Annotated in this window: 20 protein-coding genes and 1 tRNA gene; 14 read left to right on the top strand and 7 right to left on the bottom strand. The window is 29.6% G+C overall.

Going from position 1 to position 18,200, the window contains the following annotated elements:
- Positions 1-5 precede the first annotated feature (5 nt).
- From H9I45_RS09215 to xrtF, 3 genes are read right to left on the bottom strand one after another with little or no spacing between them, the layout of a single operon-like run.
- Positions 6-410, bottom strand: a complete 405-nt coding sequence (locus H9I45_RS09215; protein WP_088354869.1) for an HYC_CC_PP family protein — start codon at positions 408-410, stop codon at positions 6-8.
- 46 nt (positions 411-456) lie between these two features.
- Positions 457-888: an exosortase F system-associated membrane protein gene (locus tag H9I45_RS09210; protein ID WP_088354870.1), complete on the bottom strand. Its 432-nt coding sequence runs from the start codon at positions 886-888 to the stop codon at positions 457-459.
- Positions 885-1,421 carry an exosortase family protein XrtF gene (xrtF, locus tag H9I45_RS09205; RefSeq protein WP_088354871.1) on the bottom strand — a complete coding sequence of 179 codons (537 nt, stop codon included), beginning with the start codon at positions 1,419-1,421 and terminating at the stop codon, positions 885-887. The genes H9I45_RS09210 and xrtF overlap by 4 nt, the downstream gene beginning before the upstream one ends.
- A 51-nt stretch (positions 1,422-1,472) precedes the next feature.
- Here xrtF and H9I45_RS09200 point away from each other — a divergent pair, with 51 nt between their 5' ends.
- The 9 genes from H9I45_RS09200 to rodA all read left to right on the top strand — a co-directional run bounded on the left by H9I45_RS09200 (position 1,473) and on the right by rodA (position 9,528).
- Positions 1,473-1,925 carry a GAF domain-containing protein gene (locus tag H9I45_RS09200; RefSeq protein ID WP_088354872.1) on the top strand — a complete coding sequence of 151 codons (453 nt, stop codon included), beginning with the start codon at positions 1,473-1,475 and terminating at the stop codon, positions 1,923-1,925.
- 88 nt (positions 1,926-2,013) lie between these two features.
- A complete protein-coding gene (locus H9I45_RS16430) occupies positions 2,014-2,142 on the top strand; it encodes a hypothetical protein (RefSeq protein ID WP_254917219.1) in 129 nt (42 codons plus the stop codon).
- 32 nt (positions 2,143-2,174) lie between these two features.
- Positions 2,175-2,303: a hypothetical protein gene (locus H9I45_RS16425; protein ID WP_254917220.1), complete on the top strand. Its 129-nt coding sequence runs from the start codon at positions 2,175-2,177 to the stop codon at positions 2,301-2,303.
- A gap of 91 nt (positions 2,304-2,394) precedes the next feature.
- Positions 2,395-3,924, top strand: coding sequence for a bifunctional phosphoribosylaminoimidazolecarboxamide formyltransferase/IMP cyclohydrolase (gene purH / locus H9I45_RS09195; protein ID WP_088354873.1), 1,530 nt, complete (start codon positions 2,395-2,397; stop codon positions 3,922-3,924).
- 79 nt (positions 3,925-4,003) lie between these two features.
- Positions 4,004-5,032: a rod shape-determining protein gene (locus H9I45_RS09190; protein WP_088354874.1), complete on the top strand. Its 1,029-nt coding sequence runs from the start codon at positions 4,004-4,006 to the stop codon at positions 5,030-5,032.
- Positions 5,033-5,051: 19 nt separating this feature from the next.
- Entirely contained in the window at positions 5,052-5,879 is an 828-nt protein-coding gene (gene mreC, locus H9I45_RS09185) for a rod shape-determining protein MreC (protein ID WP_088354875.1), read from the top strand.
- Entirely contained in the window at positions 5,872-6,375 is a 504-nt protein-coding gene (locus tag H9I45_RS09180; RefSeq protein WP_088354876.1) for a hypothetical protein, read from the top strand. Before mreC ends, H9I45_RS09180 begins: the two co-directional genes overlap by 8 nt.
- Positions 6,375-8,267 carry a penicillin-binding protein 2 gene (gene mrdA, locus H9I45_RS09175; protein ID WP_088354877.1) on the top strand — a complete coding sequence of 631 codons (1,893 nt, stop codon included), beginning with the start codon at positions 6,375-6,377 and terminating at the stop codon, positions 8,265-8,267. The genes H9I45_RS09180 and mrdA overlap by 1 nt, the downstream gene beginning before the upstream one ends.
- Positions 8,248-9,528: a rod shape-determining protein RodA gene (gene rodA, locus H9I45_RS09170; protein ID WP_088354878.1), complete on the top strand. Its 1,281-nt coding sequence runs from the start codon at positions 8,248-8,250 to the stop codon at positions 9,526-9,528. The genes mrdA and rodA overlap by 20 nt, the downstream gene beginning before the upstream one ends.
- A 349-nt stretch (positions 9,529-9,877) precedes the next feature.
- Here rodA and rpsT read toward each other — a convergent pair whose 3' ends face one another.
- The 3 genes from rpsT to proS all read right to left on the bottom strand — a co-directional run bounded on the left by rpsT (position 9,878) and on the right by proS (position 11,890).
- On the bottom strand, positions 9,878-10,129 hold the full coding sequence (gene rpsT, locus H9I45_RS09165; protein WP_088354879.1) for a 30S ribosomal protein S20: 252 nt from the start codon (positions 10,127-10,129) through the stop codon (positions 9,878-9,880).
- A gap of 36 nt (positions 10,130-10,165) precedes the next feature.
- Positions 10,166-10,237, bottom strand: a tRNA-Glu gene (locus H9I45_RS09160).
- Between the two features lie 174 nt (positions 10,238-10,411).
- Positions 10,412-11,890 (bottom strand): proline--tRNA ligase, encoded by a 1,479-nt coding sequence (proS, locus tag H9I45_RS09155; protein WP_088354880.1) that lies wholly within the window; start codon positions 11,888-11,890, stop codon positions 10,412-10,414.
- 177 nt (positions 11,891-12,067) lie between these two features.
- Here proS and H9I45_RS09150 point away from each other — a divergent pair, with 177 nt between their 5' ends.
- From H9I45_RS09150 to porT, 5 genes are all read left to right on the top strand, one after another.
- Positions 12,068-13,285: a hypothetical protein gene (locus tag H9I45_RS09150; protein WP_140422768.1), complete on the top strand. Its 1,218-nt coding sequence runs from the start codon at positions 12,068-12,070 to the stop codon at positions 13,283-13,285.
- 31 nt (positions 13,286-13,316) lie between these two features.
- Positions 13,317-14,708 carry an OmpP1/FadL family transporter gene (locus H9I45_RS09145; RefSeq protein ID WP_088354882.1) on the top strand — a complete coding sequence of 464 codons (1,392 nt, stop codon included), beginning with the start codon at positions 13,317-13,319 and terminating at the stop codon, positions 14,706-14,708.
- Positions 14,709-14,849: 141 nt separating this feature from the next.
- Positions 14,850-15,755, top strand: a complete 906-nt coding sequence (locus H9I45_RS09140) for a NifU family protein (RefSeq protein WP_088354883.1) — start codon at positions 14,850-14,852, stop codon at positions 15,753-15,755.
- A 5-nt stretch (positions 15,756-15,760) separates the two neighbouring features.
- On the top strand, positions 15,761-16,492 hold the full coding sequence (gene ubiE / locus H9I45_RS09135; RefSeq protein WP_088354884.1) for a bifunctional demethylmenaquinone methyltransferase/2-methoxy-6-polyprenyl-1,4-benzoquinol methylase UbiE: 732 nt from the start codon (positions 15,761-15,763) through the stop codon (positions 16,490-16,492).
- A gap of 2 nt (positions 16,493-16,494) precedes the next feature.
- Positions 16,495-17,202: a type IX secretion/gliding motility protein PorT/SprT gene (gene porT, locus H9I45_RS09130; protein ID WP_088354885.1), complete on the top strand. Its 708-nt coding sequence runs from the start codon at positions 16,495-16,497 to the stop codon at positions 17,200-17,202.
- Positions 17,203-17,393: 191 nt separating this feature from the next.
- On the opposite strand, the gene H9I45_RS09125 is transcribed toward porT, so the two are convergent.
- Positions 17,394-18,128, bottom strand: coding sequence for a TrmH family RNA methyltransferase (locus H9I45_RS09125; protein ID WP_088354886.1), 735 nt, complete (start codon positions 18,126-18,128; stop codon positions 17,394-17,396).
- Positions 18,129-18,200: the final 72 nt, after the last annotated feature.

The raw sequence follows: 18,200 nt of genomic DNA, 5'->3' as shown, positions 1-18,200 counted from the left end.
TAAAATCAAATTAAAAAAGATTGGTATAAAACCTGATAATCAATAGGGATATCTGGTGGAGAAAAGTCTTTATAAACTGTTTTTTCTGAAGTATTATCTAGAAATAAATCTTTATAAGAAATTAAAAAAGTACCTAAAAATTGTTGTTTTTGAAAGTCGAATTTTAATTCTGAATTTGATTGTAGTTCATCTTGACCTTCAATTTTATGAATTTCGTCTTTACAGCAGGTTTTTATTTTAGAAATAACTGTTTTTGCCATTTCCATATTACAACCATCTGCATTTCCAACATAAGAAACATCCATTAAAAAATCGCCACAATAATGTTTTTCTACCGTAAAAGAAAACGTAGAAAGCAACACTAAAAGTGCTAAAGTTGTGGATGTTATTTTAGAAAAAACTTGTTTCATTTGTTGTGCAAAGTTACAATAAAGTTCCTTTAAATAATTTGTTAAATTATCGATTGCTTAATTTCTGAAAATAAAATGCTGGCAATAATAATAACAAGAACAAAGGATGAATTATAAAACGTCGAATATAAAAGGGAAGTAAATAACCATTTTCGAACTGATCTCTTAATAAAAGTACAAATACCACAATTAAAACCATAAAAGCAGCCATTAAGAAAAACCCTGTAAACTTTAAATAATCTTTTCTTTGGAATAAAACCCAGATAATTCCTAAAGTTACTAGCGAATTTAAAATATATCGAAATAACATATCTATCATTAAATGCCAAATATCTATTTCTGGCATTTTAGTGTATAAATAGTCGTTTTTAAAATACTCTATTAATGGATCGTAAAATAATTCAGCAGAAAAAGCTCGAATTACAAACAGTACAAGCACCAATATTGATGTTAGAATTATTTTAATGTATTTGTTCATTTTTTGTAGTTTGAAAACTTATTTACCCAAAGCACCCACAATAAAAATACGGTTCCGTAAATAATCGCTGGAAAAACTAAATTATGTAAAAATTCTTGCTGATTTGGGTATTTAAAAATCATAACTGTTAGAAACGCAATTCTAAATATATTTATTACGTAAATAAAAAGACTCCCTAAAATAGAGAAAATTATGGTTGCTTTAATAGAACCTGCAAAAGCGACAATAAAAGCAATAAATAAAATAATTATACTTATAGAATTACAACCTTCAATAACTCTGGCAGTATAAATATTATCTATTAAAAGTTTAACAGAAAGCTCCTCTTTATGTTGCCTATAATCTGCGTGGAACCCAAAGAATTCTAAAACATATACAGTTTGTTCTGCTACAGTTGTGGTAATAGATGCTGTTTTAAAAGTATCTTCTTTTTGCTGTGAATTTTGTAAGTATTTCGCATAAATTGCGAACAGTATAAAATACGTAGCAAAAAATTTAATCAGAAAAATGACAACGTTTTTATGTTTTTTCACAATGGATTTTAATTTAATTTTGCGAATATTATTTAAAGACGAAGATACAAAATGGATATTTATAAAATACAACAGGAAATTGATGCGATAATTTCTTCAGAAAAATCGTTAGAATCGAAGTTACAAGAAATTTGCGACACTTTAGAAAACCAAATTTCTTATTACGATTGGGTTGGTTTTTATTTTAAAAATGGAAACAAAGAAGAATTAAAATTAGCACAATATACTGGAGAAGAAACAGAGCATACCATTATTCCTTTTGGAAAAGGTATTTGTGGACAGGTAGCAGTTAGTAACGAAAACTTTGTGGTGCAAGATGTTTCTGAACAAGACAATTATATTTCTTGTGGTTGGAAGGTAAAGTCGGAAATTGTAATTCCTATTTTTGTTGATGGAGAAAATATTGGGCAAATAGATATCGATTCTCATACTGCAAATACGTTTACAAAAAAAGACGAAGAATTGTTGGAGTATATCTGTAAAAAAGTGGCTACAATTTTGTAAAAAATTGACTTTTAACATTTTTTTACTTATGTTTGTTGGAAATATATTAAGTTTTTTAATATTCTAACATCATTAAATCCCTAAAATAATGAGAAAAGAACAATTTACTGCATCTGTTGCTGGTCGCAACAACCACTCAAATTTTGTTGAAAAGAAACAATCATGGATAGATAATTTTGTCCAATGGTTTCATGATTTCTTAGAAAAAGCAGAATAATTTTTTACCCCTAACATTTAATACCCCTAAAAATGAAAAAAAATCAACAGAGTTTTCTGGAAAAAATATTTCCTTTTTCAAGAAAAAATCAAGAAAAAAGAGCGCCAAGAAATTACACAGCTTTAGTAGAAAATTTTAAAACGAAAGTTCAAGTGCATTAGTTGTTAATTACTTCTGTTTTTTGTTACTATCTTTTTATTGTCTTACGAGGTTGCTTTTACTACATTTGTGTGCTTAACAACACAACACTAAATGAGCACTTCAAAAACAATTAAATCCGCATTAATTTCGGTATTTCACAAAGATGGTTTAGAGCCAATTGTAAGAAAATTAGATGAATTAAATGTAACTATTTATTCAACTGGAGGAACAGAAAAATTTATTAAAGATCTTGGAATAGATGTAGTTCCTGTAGAAGATGTTACTTCTTATCCTTCTATATTAGGAGGTAGAGTTAAGACTTTACACCCAAAAGTTTTTGGAGGAATTTTAAACAGACAAGATCACGAAGGTGATGTTGCTGAATTAAAAGAATACAATATTCCACAAATAGACTTGATAATTGTAGATTTATATCCGTTTGAAAAAACGGTTGCTTCTGGAGCTTCTGAACAAGACATTGTAGAGAAAATTGATATTGGAGGAATCTCTTTAATTAGAGCAGCTGCAAAGAATTTTAAAGATACTTTTATTGTTTCTTCAATGGACCAATATGAAGATTTCTTATCAATTTTATCAGAAAATAAAGGTGAAACTTCTATAGAACAAAGAAAAAAATACGCAGGAAAATCTTTTAATGTTTCTTCACATTACGATACTGCAATTTTTAATTACTTCAACAATAACGAAGAACCTGCTTTAAAAGTAAGTGAAACGAATGCACAAGTTTTACGTTATGGAGAAAACCCACACCAAAAAGGATATTTCTTTGGAGATTTAGAGGAAATTTTCGACAAACTTCATGGTAAAGAATTAAGTTATAATAATTTATTAGATGTAGATGCTGCTGTAAATTTAATGGAAGAGTTTAAAGGTGAAGCACCAACATTTGCGATATTAAAGCATAACAATGCTTGTGGTTTTGCACAAAGAGAAACAATTAGCGAAGCATATTCAGATGCTTTAGCTGGAGATCCAGTTTCTGCTTTTGGTGGAATTTTAATAGCAAACACACAAATTGATGCAGCAACTGCAGAGAAAATTCACACGTTATTTTGTGAAGTAGTAATTGCACCAAGTTATTCAAATGAAGCTTTAGAAATCTTAAAAGGAAAAAAGAATAGAATTATCTTAATTCAGAAAGAAGTAGCATTGCCAAAAACAACAATTAGAACTTGTTTAAATGGTAATTTAGTTCAGGATAAAGACAACATTACAGATAAATTAGAAGATTTAAAATACGTTACTAACAATAAACCAACCGAAAGCGAGTTAGAAGATTTATTGTTTGCATCGAAATTGTGTAAGAACACAAAATCGAACACAATTATTTTAGTAAAAAACAAGCAATTATTAGCAGGTGGAACAGGGCAAACGAGTAGAGTAGATGCTTTAAACCAAGCGATTGAAAAAGCAACTTCTTTTAAATTCGATTTAGAAGGTTGTGTAATGGCAAGTGATGCGTTTTTTCCATTTCCAGATTGTGTAGAAATTGCAGATAAGGCTGGTGTAAAAAGTGTAATTCAGCCAGGAGGATCTATAAAAGATCAATTAAGTATAGATTACTGTAATAAAAACGGTTTATCTATGGTTATGACAGGAACAAGACATTTTAAACATTAAGATTTTATAGGTTGTTTACAATCAGAATTTTAGTAGATTTGTAAATAGTACTTTAAAAATAATACAACAAAGATATTTTATGGGTTTTTTTGATTTTATGACGGAAGATATTGCGATTGATTTAGGGACCGCAAATACGTTGATAATTCACAATGGAAAAGTGGTTATCGATAGTCCTTCAATTGTTGCAAGAAATAGAATTACCGGAAAAATCATTGCAATTGGTAAAGAAGCTAATTTAATGCAAGGAAAAACTCATGAAAATATTAAAACAATTCGTCCGTTAAAAGACGGAGTTATTGCAGATTTCCAAGCATCTGAAGAGATGATTAAAGAGTTTGTAAAACAAATTCCTTCCATTAAAAAGAAATTATTTCCACCAGCATTAAGAATGGTTATATGTATTCCTTCAGGAATTACAGAAGTAGAAAAACGAGCGGTTCGCGATTCTGCAAAACATATGAATGCTAAAGAAATCTATTTAATTTACGAACCAATGGCGGCAGCAATTGGGGTTGGAATAGATATTATGGAGCCAAAAGGAAACATGATTATAGATATAGGTGGTGGAACAACAGAAATTGCTGTAATTGCTTTGGCTGGTATTGTTTGCGACCAATCTGTAAAAGTGGCAGGAGATTTATTTACCAACGATATTATGTATTATATGCGAACACAGCATAACTTACATGTTGGAGAAACGACTGCAGAAAAAATTAAAATTACCATTGGTGCGGCTACAGAAGATTTAGAAACTCCACCAGAAGACATGTTAGTTCAAGGTAGAGATTTATTAAGTGGTAAGCCAAAACAGGTGCAAGTTTCTTTTAGAGAAATTGCAAAAGCATTAGACAAATCTATTTTAAGAATTGAAGATGCTGTAATGGAAACATTATCTAAAACACCTCCAGAATTAGCTGCAGATATTTATAATACAGGTATTTATTTAGCAGGTGGTGGTTCTATGTTAAGAGGTTTAGATAAAAGATTGTCAAGGAAAACAGATTTACCTGTTTACGTGGCAGAAGACCCATTAAGAGCTGTTGTGCGTGGAACAGGAATTGCTTTAAAAGAATTAGATAAATACAAAAATGTATTAATGAAATAATTTCTGAGCGATTTTAGTTATGCAACAACTTATTTACTTTTTTCAGAAGTTTAAGTACCTTTTATTCTTTTTAATGTTGCAATTAATCGCTATTGTTTTAACATTTAATAATCTTAATTTTCATAAAAGTAAATACGTGAATTCTGCAAATGCAGTTACTGGTGGAATGTTTAATCAGGCTTCAAGTATTTCAGAATACTTCAACTTAAAGTCTGTTAACCAGCAACTTTTAGAGGAAAATAATTTCTTAAGAAATCAATTAGAAAAAAACACTTCCATTGTTTTAAATTTAGATTCTACAGTTGTAGATTCTTTAAAATACAATCAAAAATATACTTTTACGAATGCCAAAATAATTAATAATAATTATTCTAAGGCTTTTAATTACCTTACGATTAATAAAGGTAAAAATGAAGGTTTAGAAAAGGAAATGGCAGTTGTAAATGGCAGAGGTATTATTGGAATAACCGATTTTTCTTCAGCTAACTATACAAGAGTACAATCTATTTTAAATAAAAACAGTAACATTAATGCAAAACTTAAAAATCAATATTTTTTTGGAAGTTTAAAATGGGATGGAAAAGATTATAATATTGTTCAGTTAACAGATGTCCCAAGACAAGCTCCTGTAAAAGTTGGAGATACTATTGAAACCGGTGGAAGATCTACTATTTTTCCAGCTGGTATTTTAATTGGAACCGTTATAAATGTAGGTAAAAATAACGCAGTAAATAATGTTATCGAGGTTAAATTATTTAACGACATGAGTAATATTGGACCCGTTTATGTAATAAAAACCTTAGATAAAGAAGAAATAAAATCTTTAGAAAACCAAGAAATTGAATAAAACATTATACTTCGCATTGTTATTTGTATTCTTGCTTTTTCTGCAAGTTTTTGTGCTGAATAATATTTTATTTTTAGGATATGTAAATCCTTATTTATACATCGCTTTCGTTTTTTTATATCCTCTTAAAGAAAACAGATTTCCCTTTTTATTGGCAAGTTTTATGTTGGGTTTGGCAGTTGATTTCTTTTCAGACTCTGGAGGAATTCACGCTTTTTCTATTTTAACAATTGCATATATAAGATTATTTTTTGTAAAAGTTTATTTTAGAAAATACCCTGCAGACTATCCTTTTTTTAATATACATTCCGAGTCTTTTGGTAAAATATTTAACTTTGTAGTAACTTTAACGTTCATACACCATTTTATACTGTTTTCTTTTGCTAATTTTAGTTTCCAAAATATATCTCATGTAATATTGAATACACTTTTTTCAGGTATTTTTACGTTATTATTATATTTCTTAGGAAACTATATTTTTTCTAAAAAACAGTAATGCAAAAAAGCTTTTTAATTTATTTTTTAATCACATTAGTAGGTATCGTTTTTATTGGGCGTTTATTTCAACTTCAAATTATTAGAGGAGATAATTACGACCCAATTAGAAATGCTGCAGTAAAAACACAATACGATTATCCAGAACGTGGCTATGTATATGATAGAAATGGGAAGCTTTTAGTAGCAAACCAACTTTCTTACGATGTTATGATGCAACCAAACCTGGTGAAACCTTTAGATACTTTAGAATTTTGTAAGCTAGTAAAAATTACTAAAGAAGATTTTTTAAAGCGTTTTGAAAGAGCAGAAAATTACGCACCATATTTACCTTCGGTATTTCTAAAACAATTAGCAAAAGAAGATTTTGCCTTTTTACAAGAAAAACTTCATAAATACAAAGGGTTTTTTATTCAAAAAAGAATCATTAGAGACTATCCTGTAAAAGTTGCTGCAAATGTATTGGGTTATATTGGAGAAGTAAATGAGAATTTGGCTAGAAAAAGCGATTATTACCAACAAGGAGAATTGATTGGAAAAGATGGTATAGAAAAACAATATGAGAATCTATTAAGAGGGAAAAAAGGAAAAAAATATTTCCATAAAAATCGTTTTAACAAAGTTACTGGTTCTTATAAAAATGGAGAATATGATACACTTTCTGTAAATGGAAAAGATCTAACTTTAACCTTGGATATAGAATTGCAATCGTATGCACAAGAGTTAATGAAAGGTAAAAGAGGTGGTATTGTCGCTATTGAACCTACTACAGGAGAAATTTTAGCTTTGGTAACAGCGCCTTCTTACGACCCTAATATGTTGGTGGGTAGAAAAAGATCTTTGAATTCGTCTATTTTAATGGATCCAGAAAACCCAGAAAGACCAACTTACGATAGAGGGCTAATGGGTGCTTATGCTCCTGGTTCTCCTTTTAAAATGATGAATGCATTAATCGGTTTACAAGAAAATGTAATAACAGAAGACACGCCATTTTATTGTAATGGAGGGTTTAGGTATGGTGGAAGAAAAAGCGAATTTATGGGATGTCACTGTGGTATTTATGGTAGACCTGTTCATTTAAAAGCTGCAATTTCGAAATCCTGTAACAGTTATTTTTCAAATACCTATAAGAGAATTGTAGAAAAAGATAATAAACCAACAGAGGGTTTAAATAATTGGAGTAAACACGTAAAAAGTTTTGGTTTAGGAAATTATTTAGGCTACGATTTACCTGCAGGAAGTCCAGGATTAATACCAACAGGAGATTATTATGATGAAAGATTAGACTATAGATGGAATGGTTCTTCTACAATTTCCAATGCAATTGGTCAAGGAGAAGTTTTAACAACCCCAATTCAATTAGCCAACTTTACCACAGCAATTGCAAACAGAGGTTTTTTCTATACACCTCATGTGTTAAAAAAAGTAGACAATATTTCTATTGATAATCCCGATTTTACAAAGAAAAAAATAACAACTATAAATCAAGAGCATTTTGTTCCAGTTGTTGAAGCTATGCATGAGGTTTTTAAAACAGGAACAGGAAAGTATAGTCAAGTAAAAGGAATAGAAATTTGTGGTAAAACAGGTACTGCAGAAAATTTTATAATAAAAAACGGAATTAAAGAACAATTGGCAGACCATTCTATACTAGTAGCATTTGCACCAAAAGATAATCCTAAAATAGCGCTAGCTATTTTTGTTGAAAATGGAGGGTATGGTTCTACAATTGCAGCTCCAATTACAAGTTTGCTGATTGAAAAATATATTAATGGAAAAATATCAAAAGCAAATAAATATAGAGAAAAAAAGATGCTGACTTTAAGTTTGCAAGATATATATGATAAACAACTCGAAAAACCAATAGAACAAATTGCGTCAGGAACGAAATAATATTTTTGCAGGTATCGATTGGATTTTAATTTTCCTCTACATAATTTTAGTTGGTTTTGGCTGGTTAAACATCTATGCTGCTTCCAGTTCAGAAGAAGATGTAGAACTACTAAGCTTTTCTACAAAATATGGTAAACAATTAATATTTATTTGTTTAACTATTCCTTTGATAATTATAGTTCTTTTTTTCAATTCAAAATTTTATGAAAAATTTTCAAGTATGCTCTACATCATATCACTGTTATCATTGGTAGGTTTATTTATATTTGGAAAGAAAATTAATGGAGCAACTTCTTGGTATAATTTTGGGGTAATTGGTTTACAGCCATCCGAATTTGTAAAAGCATTTACTGCATTGGCAGTCGCAAAACTATTAAGTGATCGTCAATACAACTTCAAGTTAATTAAAAACCAGATAAAAGCGTTTATTATTGTCTTTTTTCCTGCTTTTTTAATTTTTTTACAGCCAGATGCTGGTTCTGCACTTATTTATTTGTCGTTCTTTTTTGTGCTTAATAGAGAAGGGTTAACATTAAACTATATACTACTGGGCTCTGCATTTATAGTATTATTTTTATTAACGATTTTCTTTGGTGCTAAATGGATGTTAATATCATCATTTATATTAATAACAATAATTGCATTTTATCTGTTTTACAGAGAAGGAAAACGTTTTTTTCGTTTTAAGTGGTATAAATTATTAGTGGTATATCTCATATTAGGTTTATTTATTGCTGGAACAGGTTATGGATATAAGAATGTTTTGCCTTCGCATCAAAAAGACAGATTTGATATTTTACTAGGTAAGAAAACAGATAATAAAGGTATTGGTTACAACTCTTATCAATCGGAGCTTACAATTAGTTCTGGTGGCTTTAAAGGAAAAGGGTATTTAAAAGGCGATTTAACGCAAGGAGATTTTGTGCCAGAACAACATACAGATTATATTTTTAGTGTAGTTGGAGAAGAGTGGGGTTTTTTAGGAACGACTGCAGTTATTTTTCTGTTTATGTTAATGTTATATCGAATTATATATTTAGCAGAAACACACAATAACAAATTCGGAAGGATTTACGGCTATGGATTGGCTTCCATTCTCTTTTTTCATGTAATTGTTAATATAGGAATGGTAATTGGATTATTGCCAACTGTAGGAATTCCACTACCTTTTTTTAGTTATGGAGGTTCATCTCTTTGGGGCTTTACAATTCTGTTATTTATCTTTATTAGGCTAGATGCTCATAAAGATTATGAGTGGTAGATTTTTTAAAGTTATTTTTTCTTTTCCTTTTGTAATATTACGTGTGAATTTATTATAGAAATAGAAGGTGGAATATTTAACAAAGAGTCAATAGTACCAATTATAATACCACTTTTTTATCCCCAAAATTGGATTTACAATCTTCGTTTATATGAGTAGTGTTCAATAATAGATTATTTTACACTTACAGATGATTTTGGAAATTATTTTAAAAAAAATAGAATAAGATGAATCTGTAGGTTTTGGATTGGTGTTTAATAGATTGTTTTGAAAGAAATAAAATATTTTTTACAACGAAAAAAGCTCTGAATAAAATTCAGAGCTTTTAAATATTATGCATTTAAAAATCTTACAATGCAGCTACGTGCTTTGTTAATTTAGATTTTAAATTTGCTGCTTTATTCTGGTGAATAATGTTGTTCTTAGCTAACTTGTCTAACATAGAAATAACTTTACCTAAGTTAGATTCTGCTTCTTTCTTGTCTTCAGTTGCACGTAAATCTCTAACAGCATTACGTGTAGTTTTGTGCTGATATTTGTTACGTAACCTTTTAGCTTCGTTACTTCTAATTCTTTTTAATGCTGACTTATGATTTGCCATAATTTCTTTCTATTTGTTTTTTTATTAAAACATTTGTAGTCCGTACGGGAATCGAACCCGTGTTACATGGATGAAAACCATGCGTCCTAACCCCTAGACGAACGGACCAGAACAATTAAGTATGTCTCAATTGCGGATGCAAATATACAACGTTTTTTAAATTCTGCAATAATTTTTCAAAAAATTTTAAAAAATTATAGTTTTTTTTTGAATTCGTTTTTTTAAATTGAGATAAAAGCATCATTTCCTCAATGTAGTAAGGAGATTTTTGATTAGTTATAATTAATATGCTTTTGCAAAAAGAACTCTTTTAGTGGATGGTTTTCCACTAAAAACACAAACTCCTGCTTCTTCCTTTGCGTCATTTGGTATACAACGAATAGTCGCTTTTGTATATTCTTTAATTTTATCTTCTGTTTCTTCTGTTCCATCCCAATGTGCAGAAACAAAACCTCCTTTATTTTTAATAACTTTTTTAAATTCTTTAAAGTCATTTACTTCAGTAGTATGTTCAGCTCTATAATCGATAGCTTTTTTGAATAAATTTTCTTGAATTTCTTCTAATAAATTAACTACAAAATCTACAATAGTATCTTGTGAAACAGTTTCTTTCTTAAAAGTGTCTCTTCTAGCAACTTCTACTGTATTGTTTTCTAAATCTCTTCCTCCAAAAGCAATTCTTACTGGAACTCCTTTTAATTCGTATTCAGCAAATTTTGCTCCAGGCCTGTACGTGTCTCTATCATCAAACTTAACAGAAATCCCTTTTTTGCGAAATTCTTTTACAAATTCAGCAACTTTTTTCGAAATTGAAGCTAATTGTTCTTCACCTTTATATATTGGAACAATTACAACTTGTATTGGAGCTAATTTTGGAGGTAATACCAAACCACTGTCATCTGAATGGGTCATAATTAAACCACCAATTAATCGTGTAGAGACTCCCCAAGATGTTGCCCAAACATGTTCCTGTTTTCCTTCTTTAGAAGTAAACTTTACATCAAAAGCTTTGGCGAAATTTTGTCCTAAAAAGTGGCTTGTTCCTGCTTGTAAAGCTTTTCCATCTTGCATTAATGCTTCAATTGTAAAAGTATCTTCTGCACCAGCAAAACGTTCACTGTCCGATTTGTATCCTTTTATAACTGGCATTGCCATAAAATTTTCCGCAAAAGTTGCATAAACATCTTGCATTTGTCTTGCTTCTGAAACGGCTTCTGTTTTTGTTGCGTGTGCAGTATGTCCTTCTTGCCATAAAAATTCTGCTGTACGTAAAAATAAACGTGTACGCATTTCCCAACGAACAACATTTGCCCATTGATTTATTAATAAAGGTAAATCTCTATAAGATTGAATCCAACCTTTGTAAGTATTCCAAATAATTGCTTCGGAAGTTGGTCTAACGACTAATTCTTCTTCTAATTTAGCTTCTGGATCTACACGTAACTTGCCAGGATTATCTGGGTCGTTTTGTAATCGATAATGTGTTACAACTGCACATTCTTTTGCAAAACCTTCTGCATTTTTTTCTTCAGCCTCAAACAAACTTTTTGGCACAAACAAAGGAAAATAAGCATTTTGATGGCCTGTTTCTTTAAACATTCTATCTAATTCTGCTTGCATTTTTTCCCAAATCGCAAAACCATATGGTTTTATAACCATACAACCTCTAACTGCAGAGTTTTCTGCAAGATCTGCTTTTACAACTAGTTCGTTATACCATTTAGAATAATCGTCTGCTCGTTTTGTTAAATGTTTACTCATAATTCGAAGTTTGGCACAAATATTGTTATCTTTAAAGTGAAATTTTTGTTAAATAATACAAAGTATTTACAAAAACGGTACAAAGCTACTATAAAAAGGTTAGAACCAAAGTAAGTTTAAAGTTTTTTACCTAACAAATTTTTCTTAAAATTAATGTTTACCATAAAATATATCAATATGAAATTATTTCACTATAAATATAGCTTACATCGAGTTATCTTATTTTTTCTAACTAGTATAGTATTGGTTTCCTGTGGTACTTATCAAAGTGTTTATTCTGATGATGGTATTTATGGAGACGAAAAACCAGTTAATGAAAAGAAAGTTATTGTTGCTAACGAAAGAGAATACAACGATTATAACAATAATTATTTTACAAAAGAATTAGAAAGACTAGAAGGTTTAGATGATTCTGAAGTTTTTACAGATGTTGATAGCTATAATTCTCCAGATGATAATTATGTGGAAGATGATTTGAATTACAACACAAATCCTTCTTGGGGTAACAATGCAAATAACGATGTTGTTGTAAATATAAATCTAATAAACGACCCTTATTGGAATGATTTTTATGGAGTTGGCTTTAATAATATAGGCTATAATTATTATGGTTATAACTATTGGGGTTGGAATAACTGGAGGTTTAGAAATAGATGGAATAATGGTTGGAATAATTGGGGTTACAACCCTTATTGGCACCCATACCATAATAATCTTGCTTGGGGTTGGAATGGAGGTTACTATAACCCATATTTTGGGTATGGATATGTAACACCTTATAGATATAACAATTTTTATTATAATAGGAATAATCGTTATAACAGAAATACAACTTATGGCAGAAGAACTGCTTATAATAATACATATAATAGAAGAGGAAGTTCCGCAAATTCTTCTATAACATCTAGTAGAAGATCTTCTACAACAAGACCAACAACAACTTCAAGAAGAAGAAGTTCTAGTACAATTACACCTAATAGAAGGTCTACTTCTACAACTAGAAGAAGTTCTACAAATACTTCTACAAGAAGAAGTAGTACTTCAACTAGAAGAAGTTCAACTAGTACAAGAAGTTCTTCAGGTACAAGTTCTAGAAGAAGTGGTGGAAATAATTCAACTGCAAGTAGAGTTAATAGTTCTACGAGAAGAAATAGTAGTTCTACAGCAAGGAGGTCTACTACAACTCCAACAAGAAGTAGTAGTTCTAGTGTTAGAAGATCTACAACTACTCCTACTAGAAGAAGTATAACAAGAACAACAACAAGTTCTACAAGGAGAACATATACTCCACCAGCAAGAACTACGAGTTCAAGATCATCAGGAACATCTAGTAGTAGATCTACTTCAAGTTCTACAACAAGAAGTACGTCTTCATCTAGAAGAAGAGGAAATTAAAAAAATTGCTTAATAAATAATACCAATTAAAATGAAAAAAATTATAACACTTGCGACTTTGTTCGCAGTAACTTTAACGTCTTATGCTCAATCTTTGAGTTACCAAGATTTAGCGTTGCTTTTCTCTCAAGATGATGCAAATGGAACTGCGCGTTTTACTTCTATGGGAGGTGCTTTCGGAGCATTGGGTGGCGATATTTCATCAATAAACATTAACCCAGCAGGTTTGGCTGTTTTTAATAATAGTTCATTTGCAGGAACATTAAATAATAGAAATACAGAAATACAATCTACTTTTTATGGGAATTCTGTAAATAATCAAGATCAATTTTTTAACTTTTCGCAGGCAGGTGCAGTTTTGGTCTTTGATAGTGCCTACAAATCGGACTGGAGCAAATTCGCAATTGGGTTTAATTATAGACTTACAAAAGATTTTAATGATAATTTTATTATTGAAGGAAATAGTGGGGTTCCAACTTTTAGAGATTTTCCATTAGATAATAATAATCCTACAATAGATTATAATGTTTCAGATGAACAACGTTTTATAAATAACTATAAAGGAGAGTTGGACGAAATTAATATGGCATTTTCATCTGTATATCAAAACAGATTATATGTTGGCGCAGGAATTAATTTTTACAATTTAAGTTTTAGTCAGCAATCTAATTTATTAGAATTTAATAGCGATGGAAATGGAAATACTTTAGATGCTAATTTTTATCAAGAAAATTTTACAACAGGTTCTGGGGTTTCTTTAAACGCAGGTTTTATTTATAAAGCGAACCAGAATTTTAGATTTGGTTTATCTTACCAAACACCAACTTGGTTTACGGAAATTATAGAAGATACCAATATTATAGATAACGATGGTTTTGATGGAGATACAGAAATTACAGTTAGCGAAAATCCAAATACTATTTACGATAATACTGCAGGGAATAATTTTCCAATACAAAGTTTAATTTATAGGTTAAAAACTCCAAGTAAATTAACAGCAAGTGCAGCAGTGGTATTTGGTAAAAGTGGTTTGTTTAGTTTCGATTATATCAGTAGAAATTATTCGAATATGGAATTATCAGATGGAGGTTTTGCAGGAGAGAATACGTTTTTTCAGAATGAATTAAAAAATACCAACTCTTTTAATATGGGTACAGAATGGCGTTTTGATAAATTAAGTGTTAGAGGAGGTTATAAATTTGAAGAAAACCCGAATAAAGCTGCTTTAGATTCAGATGATATTAATGGTTATTCTTTTGGAGCAGGTTACAATTTTGGAAACTTTAAATTAGATTTTGCTTTTAGTAACAATAACAGAACATCTTTTTATGATGCTTATCCACAGTTTTCTACACAGATAAATACTGCAGATTTAAATATAGATAACAGAATTTTTACAGCAACAGTTTCAATAAGTTTGTAGTTTTAAAAAACAAATATATTTCGACTCCACTTTTAGTAACAAATACAAATGTTATTAGAAGTGGAGTCGAAAAGTTTTATACCCTTAAAAACAATGCTATTTCCCTTTTTTCCCTTAATTTTGCAATTCAATTTTTAGACAATGTCAAACATTAAAATTACCATTCAAGAAACAACGAACGATACTATTATAAAATACAACAGTAGCAGTATTTTAATTAATGGAGGTAGTTACGAATTTAACAATATAGATGAAGCTAAAAACTCTCCTTTAGCACAACAATTATTCTATTTACCATTTGTAAAAAAGGTATTTATTACAGCTAATTTTATAGCAATACAACGTTTTGATATTTTAGAATGGATAGATGTCCAAGAAGAAGTAAAAGAACAAATAGAAGATTTTTTAAACGATGGAAATGCAGTTGTAAATGAAGAAAGAACATCTAAAAAAGAAGCAATTGAGGTTTATGCAGAGGTAACTCCAAATCCATCTGTAATGAAATTTGGAACCAATAAAGCATTAACTCAAACAGATGTTGAGTTTAAAAATATAGACGAAGCAAGCGAATCGTCTCCTTTGGCTTTGGCTATTTTTAATTTTCCTTTTGTAAAAGAAGTTTTTATTTCCGATAATTATATTTCAATTACCAAATACGATATGGTAGAGTGGAATGAGGTTTATGGCGAAGTAAGAACCTTTATTAGAGAATATTTAGCAGACGGAAAAACAATAATTAAAGAATTGCCAAAAGAAGAAATTGTTGCTGAGGGAACAAAAGAAGTAATTCCAGAAGTAAAATTAGAAGGAATTTCTGCACAAATTGTAGATATTTTAGACGAATATATAAAACCTGCAGTAGCTGGAGATGGAGGAAATATTGCTTTTCGTTCTTATGATGAAGCAAATAAAGTTGTAAGTGTAGTTTTACAAGGCGCTTGTAGTGGTTGCCCATCTTCTACAGCAACTTTAAAAAATGGAATCGAGAATTTATTAAAAGAAATGTTGCCAAATCAAATTAATGAAGTTGTAGCAATTAACGGATAAAGACAATGTCAGCAGAAAAAATAAATCCATATAAAGATTCTAAGTTAGGTAAGAAGGAGCAGGTAACACAAATGTTCGATAATATTTCTGAAAACTACGATGGTTTAAATCGTGTAATTTCTTTAGGAATAGATGTAAAATGGCGAAAAAAAGTTGTGGAAATTGTTGGTAAAAACAATCCAAAACAAATTTTAGATATTGCAACAGGAACAGGAGATTTAGCTTTAATGATGGCCGCTTTAAAACCAGATAGAATTGTTGGTTTAGATATTTCTGCAGGAATGTTAGAAGTAGGGAAACAAAAAATTTCCAAAGCAAATCTTTCTGATAAAATAGAAATGATCGTTGGCGATTCTGAAGATATGCCTTTCGAAGACAATACTTTCGATGCTATTACTGTTTCTTTTGGTGTTCGTAATTTTGCGAACTTAGCCAAAGGAATTAAGGAAATTGCAAGAGTTTTAAAACCAACAGGAGTTTTAGTGATTTTGGAAACTTCAAATCCTACAAAATTTCCTTTTAAACAAGGTTATAAATTATATACAAGTTTATTTTTGCCAGTTGTTGGGAAACTGTTTTCTAAAGACAAAGTTGCGTATTCTTATTTATCGGAATCTGCGAATTCTTTTCCATTTGGAGAAGCTTTCAACAATATTTTGAAAAAAAATGGGTTTACACATACAGAAGATAATCCTGTAACCTTTGGTGTTGCAACAATTTACACAGCACGTAAATAATTATGAGTAAAAGAAGCCTACTTTTTTGTTTTTTTCTATTAGTTAGTATTTCGTTTTTTGCACAGAAAGAACGTGTAGAATATTTACCTTCATTCGACAAAAAACCTTTACATTATGGGTTTTATTTGGGTGTAAATCAAAACGATTTTAAATTAAATTTAAGAGAAAGTACAATTGCAAATGCAAATATAACTGTAGAACCAACCACAGGTTTTAATGTAGGTTTAATTGCAGATTTACGATTACATAAAAATTTGAACTTACGTTTAGAACCAGGTTTGGTTAGCAATTCCAAAAGAATTTTATTCAATCATTTAAACAATTCTCCAACACCACAAGATAGTATTCGAGAAATAGGTTCTACTTATTTGCATGTTCCTTTGGTTTTTAAATTTAGTACAGATAGGTATAATAATATTCGTCCTTATTTATTAGGTGGTATTTCTTACGACTATAATTTTTCTAGTAATGAGAACAATCAAGATGATAACTCAGCAGGACAATTTCGTATGCAAACACATAATTTTATGTATGAAGTTGGTTTAGGTGTAGATATTTACTTGTATTTCTTCAAATTTTCTCCATCAATTCGTGGTGTTTTTGCCATTAACAACGAAATTAAATACGATGACGATCCAAATAGTAGATGGACAGCTCCAGTAAATTTTATGGGAACTCGTGGTATTTTCTTAAATTTTGCTTTTGAGTAAAGTTTCCTAAGTAAGTTTTTTATTGCAAAGACTCGAAGTCGCAAAGGTTTCAAGTTGTAAAGTTTCTACACATAATCGCAATCATTGGCTATGTTTTCTATGTAACTATGTGGTATTTTTACTTGCAAAAAGGCGTTTTTGTTATTTCCTTAAAACTTAAAACTTAAAACTTAAAACTTAAAACTTAAAACTTAAACCTTAAACCGAGAAAACTCACTTAATAAAATAGCAGTTGCAGTTGCAACATTTAAACTTTCTGTTTCTTGTCTTTCTCCAAAACGTGGAATAGATATTTTATTAGAAACGAGTTTTTTTATTTCATCAGAAATTCCATTTGCTTCATTTCCCATTATTAAAATACCTTCTTTTGGTAAATTGGTTTTATATACATTTTCACCATTCATATCTGCAATAAATGTTGGTAAGTTCGTCTCAGATAGATAAGTATTCAACTCTAAATAGTGGATAGAAATTCTTGTTAAAGAACCCATAGAAGCTTGCACAACTTTAGCATTATAACAATCTACAGTATCTTTTGAGCAAATTAATTGTGTTACACCAAACCAATCACATAAACGAATAATAGTTCCAAGATTTCCAGGATCGTTTATCGCATCTAAAGCAATTATTAAACCATTATTTTTTAATTGTTTTTCTTCTGGAATTTTAAAAATCCCTATAACTTTATTGGGTGTTTTTAAATTGCTTATTTTTTTTAAATCGGTTTCAGAAATAGGAATAATTTTTTCTTCAGAAATAGTACAATCAAAATCATCAGTACAAAAAATTGTAGCTACTTCAAAAGAAGAGTTTAAAAGTTCATTTACGACTTTTACGCCTTCAGCAATAAATAATTTATGCTTTTGACGATACTTTTTTTGTGATAAACTTGTTATTAGTTTAAGCTGATTTTTTGAAATATTCAAAATAAATAGTTTTTTGAAATTTTAGAGTCAGTATTTTTTCTTTAATAAGGCAAATAAAGGAAAAAAGAACCA

The organism is Polaribacter haliotis (assembly GCF_014784055.1).
GTDB classification, from domain to species: domain Bacteria; phylum Bacteroidota; class Bacteroidia; order Flavobacteriales; family Flavobacteriaceae; genus Polaribacter; species Polaribacter haliotis.
The sequence above is the reverse complement of the archived record's forward strand: the minus strand, read 5'-3'. Positions and strand labels throughout refer to the sequence as shown.

Excerpts from the sequence above, each read along its gene's own strand:
- H9I45_RS09215 (WP_088354869.1), bottom strand. The coding sequence starts at position 410 with ATGAAACAAGTTTTTTCTAAAATAACATCCACAACTTTAGCACTTTTA.
- H9I45_RS09210 (WP_088354870.1), bottom strand. The coding sequence starts at position 888 with ATGAACAAATACATTAAAATAATTCTAACATCAATATTGGTGCTTGTA.
- H9I45_RS09200 (WP_088354872.1), top strand. The coding sequence starts at position 1,473 with ATGGATATTTATAAAATACAACAGGAAATTGATGCGATAATTTCTTCA.
- H9I45_RS16430 (WP_254917219.1), top strand. The coding sequence starts at position 2,014 with ATGAGAAAAGAACAATTTACTGCATCTGTTGCTGGTCGCAACAACCAC.
- H9I45_RS16425 (WP_254917220.1), top strand. The coding sequence starts at position 2,175 with ATGAAAAAAAATCAACAGAGTTTTCTGGAAAAAATATTTCCTTTTTCA.
- purH (WP_088354873.1), top strand. The coding sequence starts at position 2,395 with ATGAGCACTTCAAAAACAATTAAATCCGCATTAATTTCGGTATTTCAC.
- H9I45_RS09190 (WP_088354874.1), top strand. The coding sequence starts at position 4,004 with ATGGGTTTTTTTGATTTTATGACGGAAGATATTGCGATTGATTTAGGG.
- mreC (WP_088354875.1), top strand. The coding sequence starts at position 5,052 with ATGCAACAACTTATTTACTTTTTTCAGAAGTTTAAGTACCTTTTATTC.
- mrdA (WP_088354877.1), top strand. The coding sequence starts at position 6,375 with ATGCAAAAAAGCTTTTTAATTTATTTTTTAATCACATTAGTAGGTATC.
- rpsT (WP_088354879.1), bottom strand. The coding sequence starts at position 10,129 with ATGGCAAATCATAAGTCAGCATTAAAAAGAATTAGAAGTAACGAAGCT.
- proS (WP_088354880.1), bottom strand. The coding sequence starts at position 11,890 with ATGAGTAAACATTTAACAAAACGAGCAGACGATTATTCTAAATGGTAT.
- H9I45_RS09150 (WP_140422768.1), top strand. The coding sequence starts at position 12,068 with ATGAAATTATTTCACTATAAATATAGCTTACATCGAGTTATCTTATTT.
- H9I45_RS09145 (WP_088354882.1), top strand. The coding sequence starts at position 13,317 with ATGAAAAAAATTATAACACTTGCGACTTTGTTCGCAGTAACTTTAACG.
- H9I45_RS09140 (WP_088354883.1), top strand. The coding sequence starts at position 14,850 with ATGTCAAACATTAAAATTACCATTCAAGAAACAACGAACGATACTATT.
- ubiE (WP_088354884.1), top strand. The coding sequence starts at position 15,761 with ATGTCAGCAGAAAAAATAAATCCATATAAAGATTCTAAGTTAGGTAAG.
- porT (WP_088354885.1), top strand. The coding sequence starts at position 16,495 with ATGAGTAAAAGAAGCCTACTTTTTTGTTTTTTTCTATTAGTTAGTATT.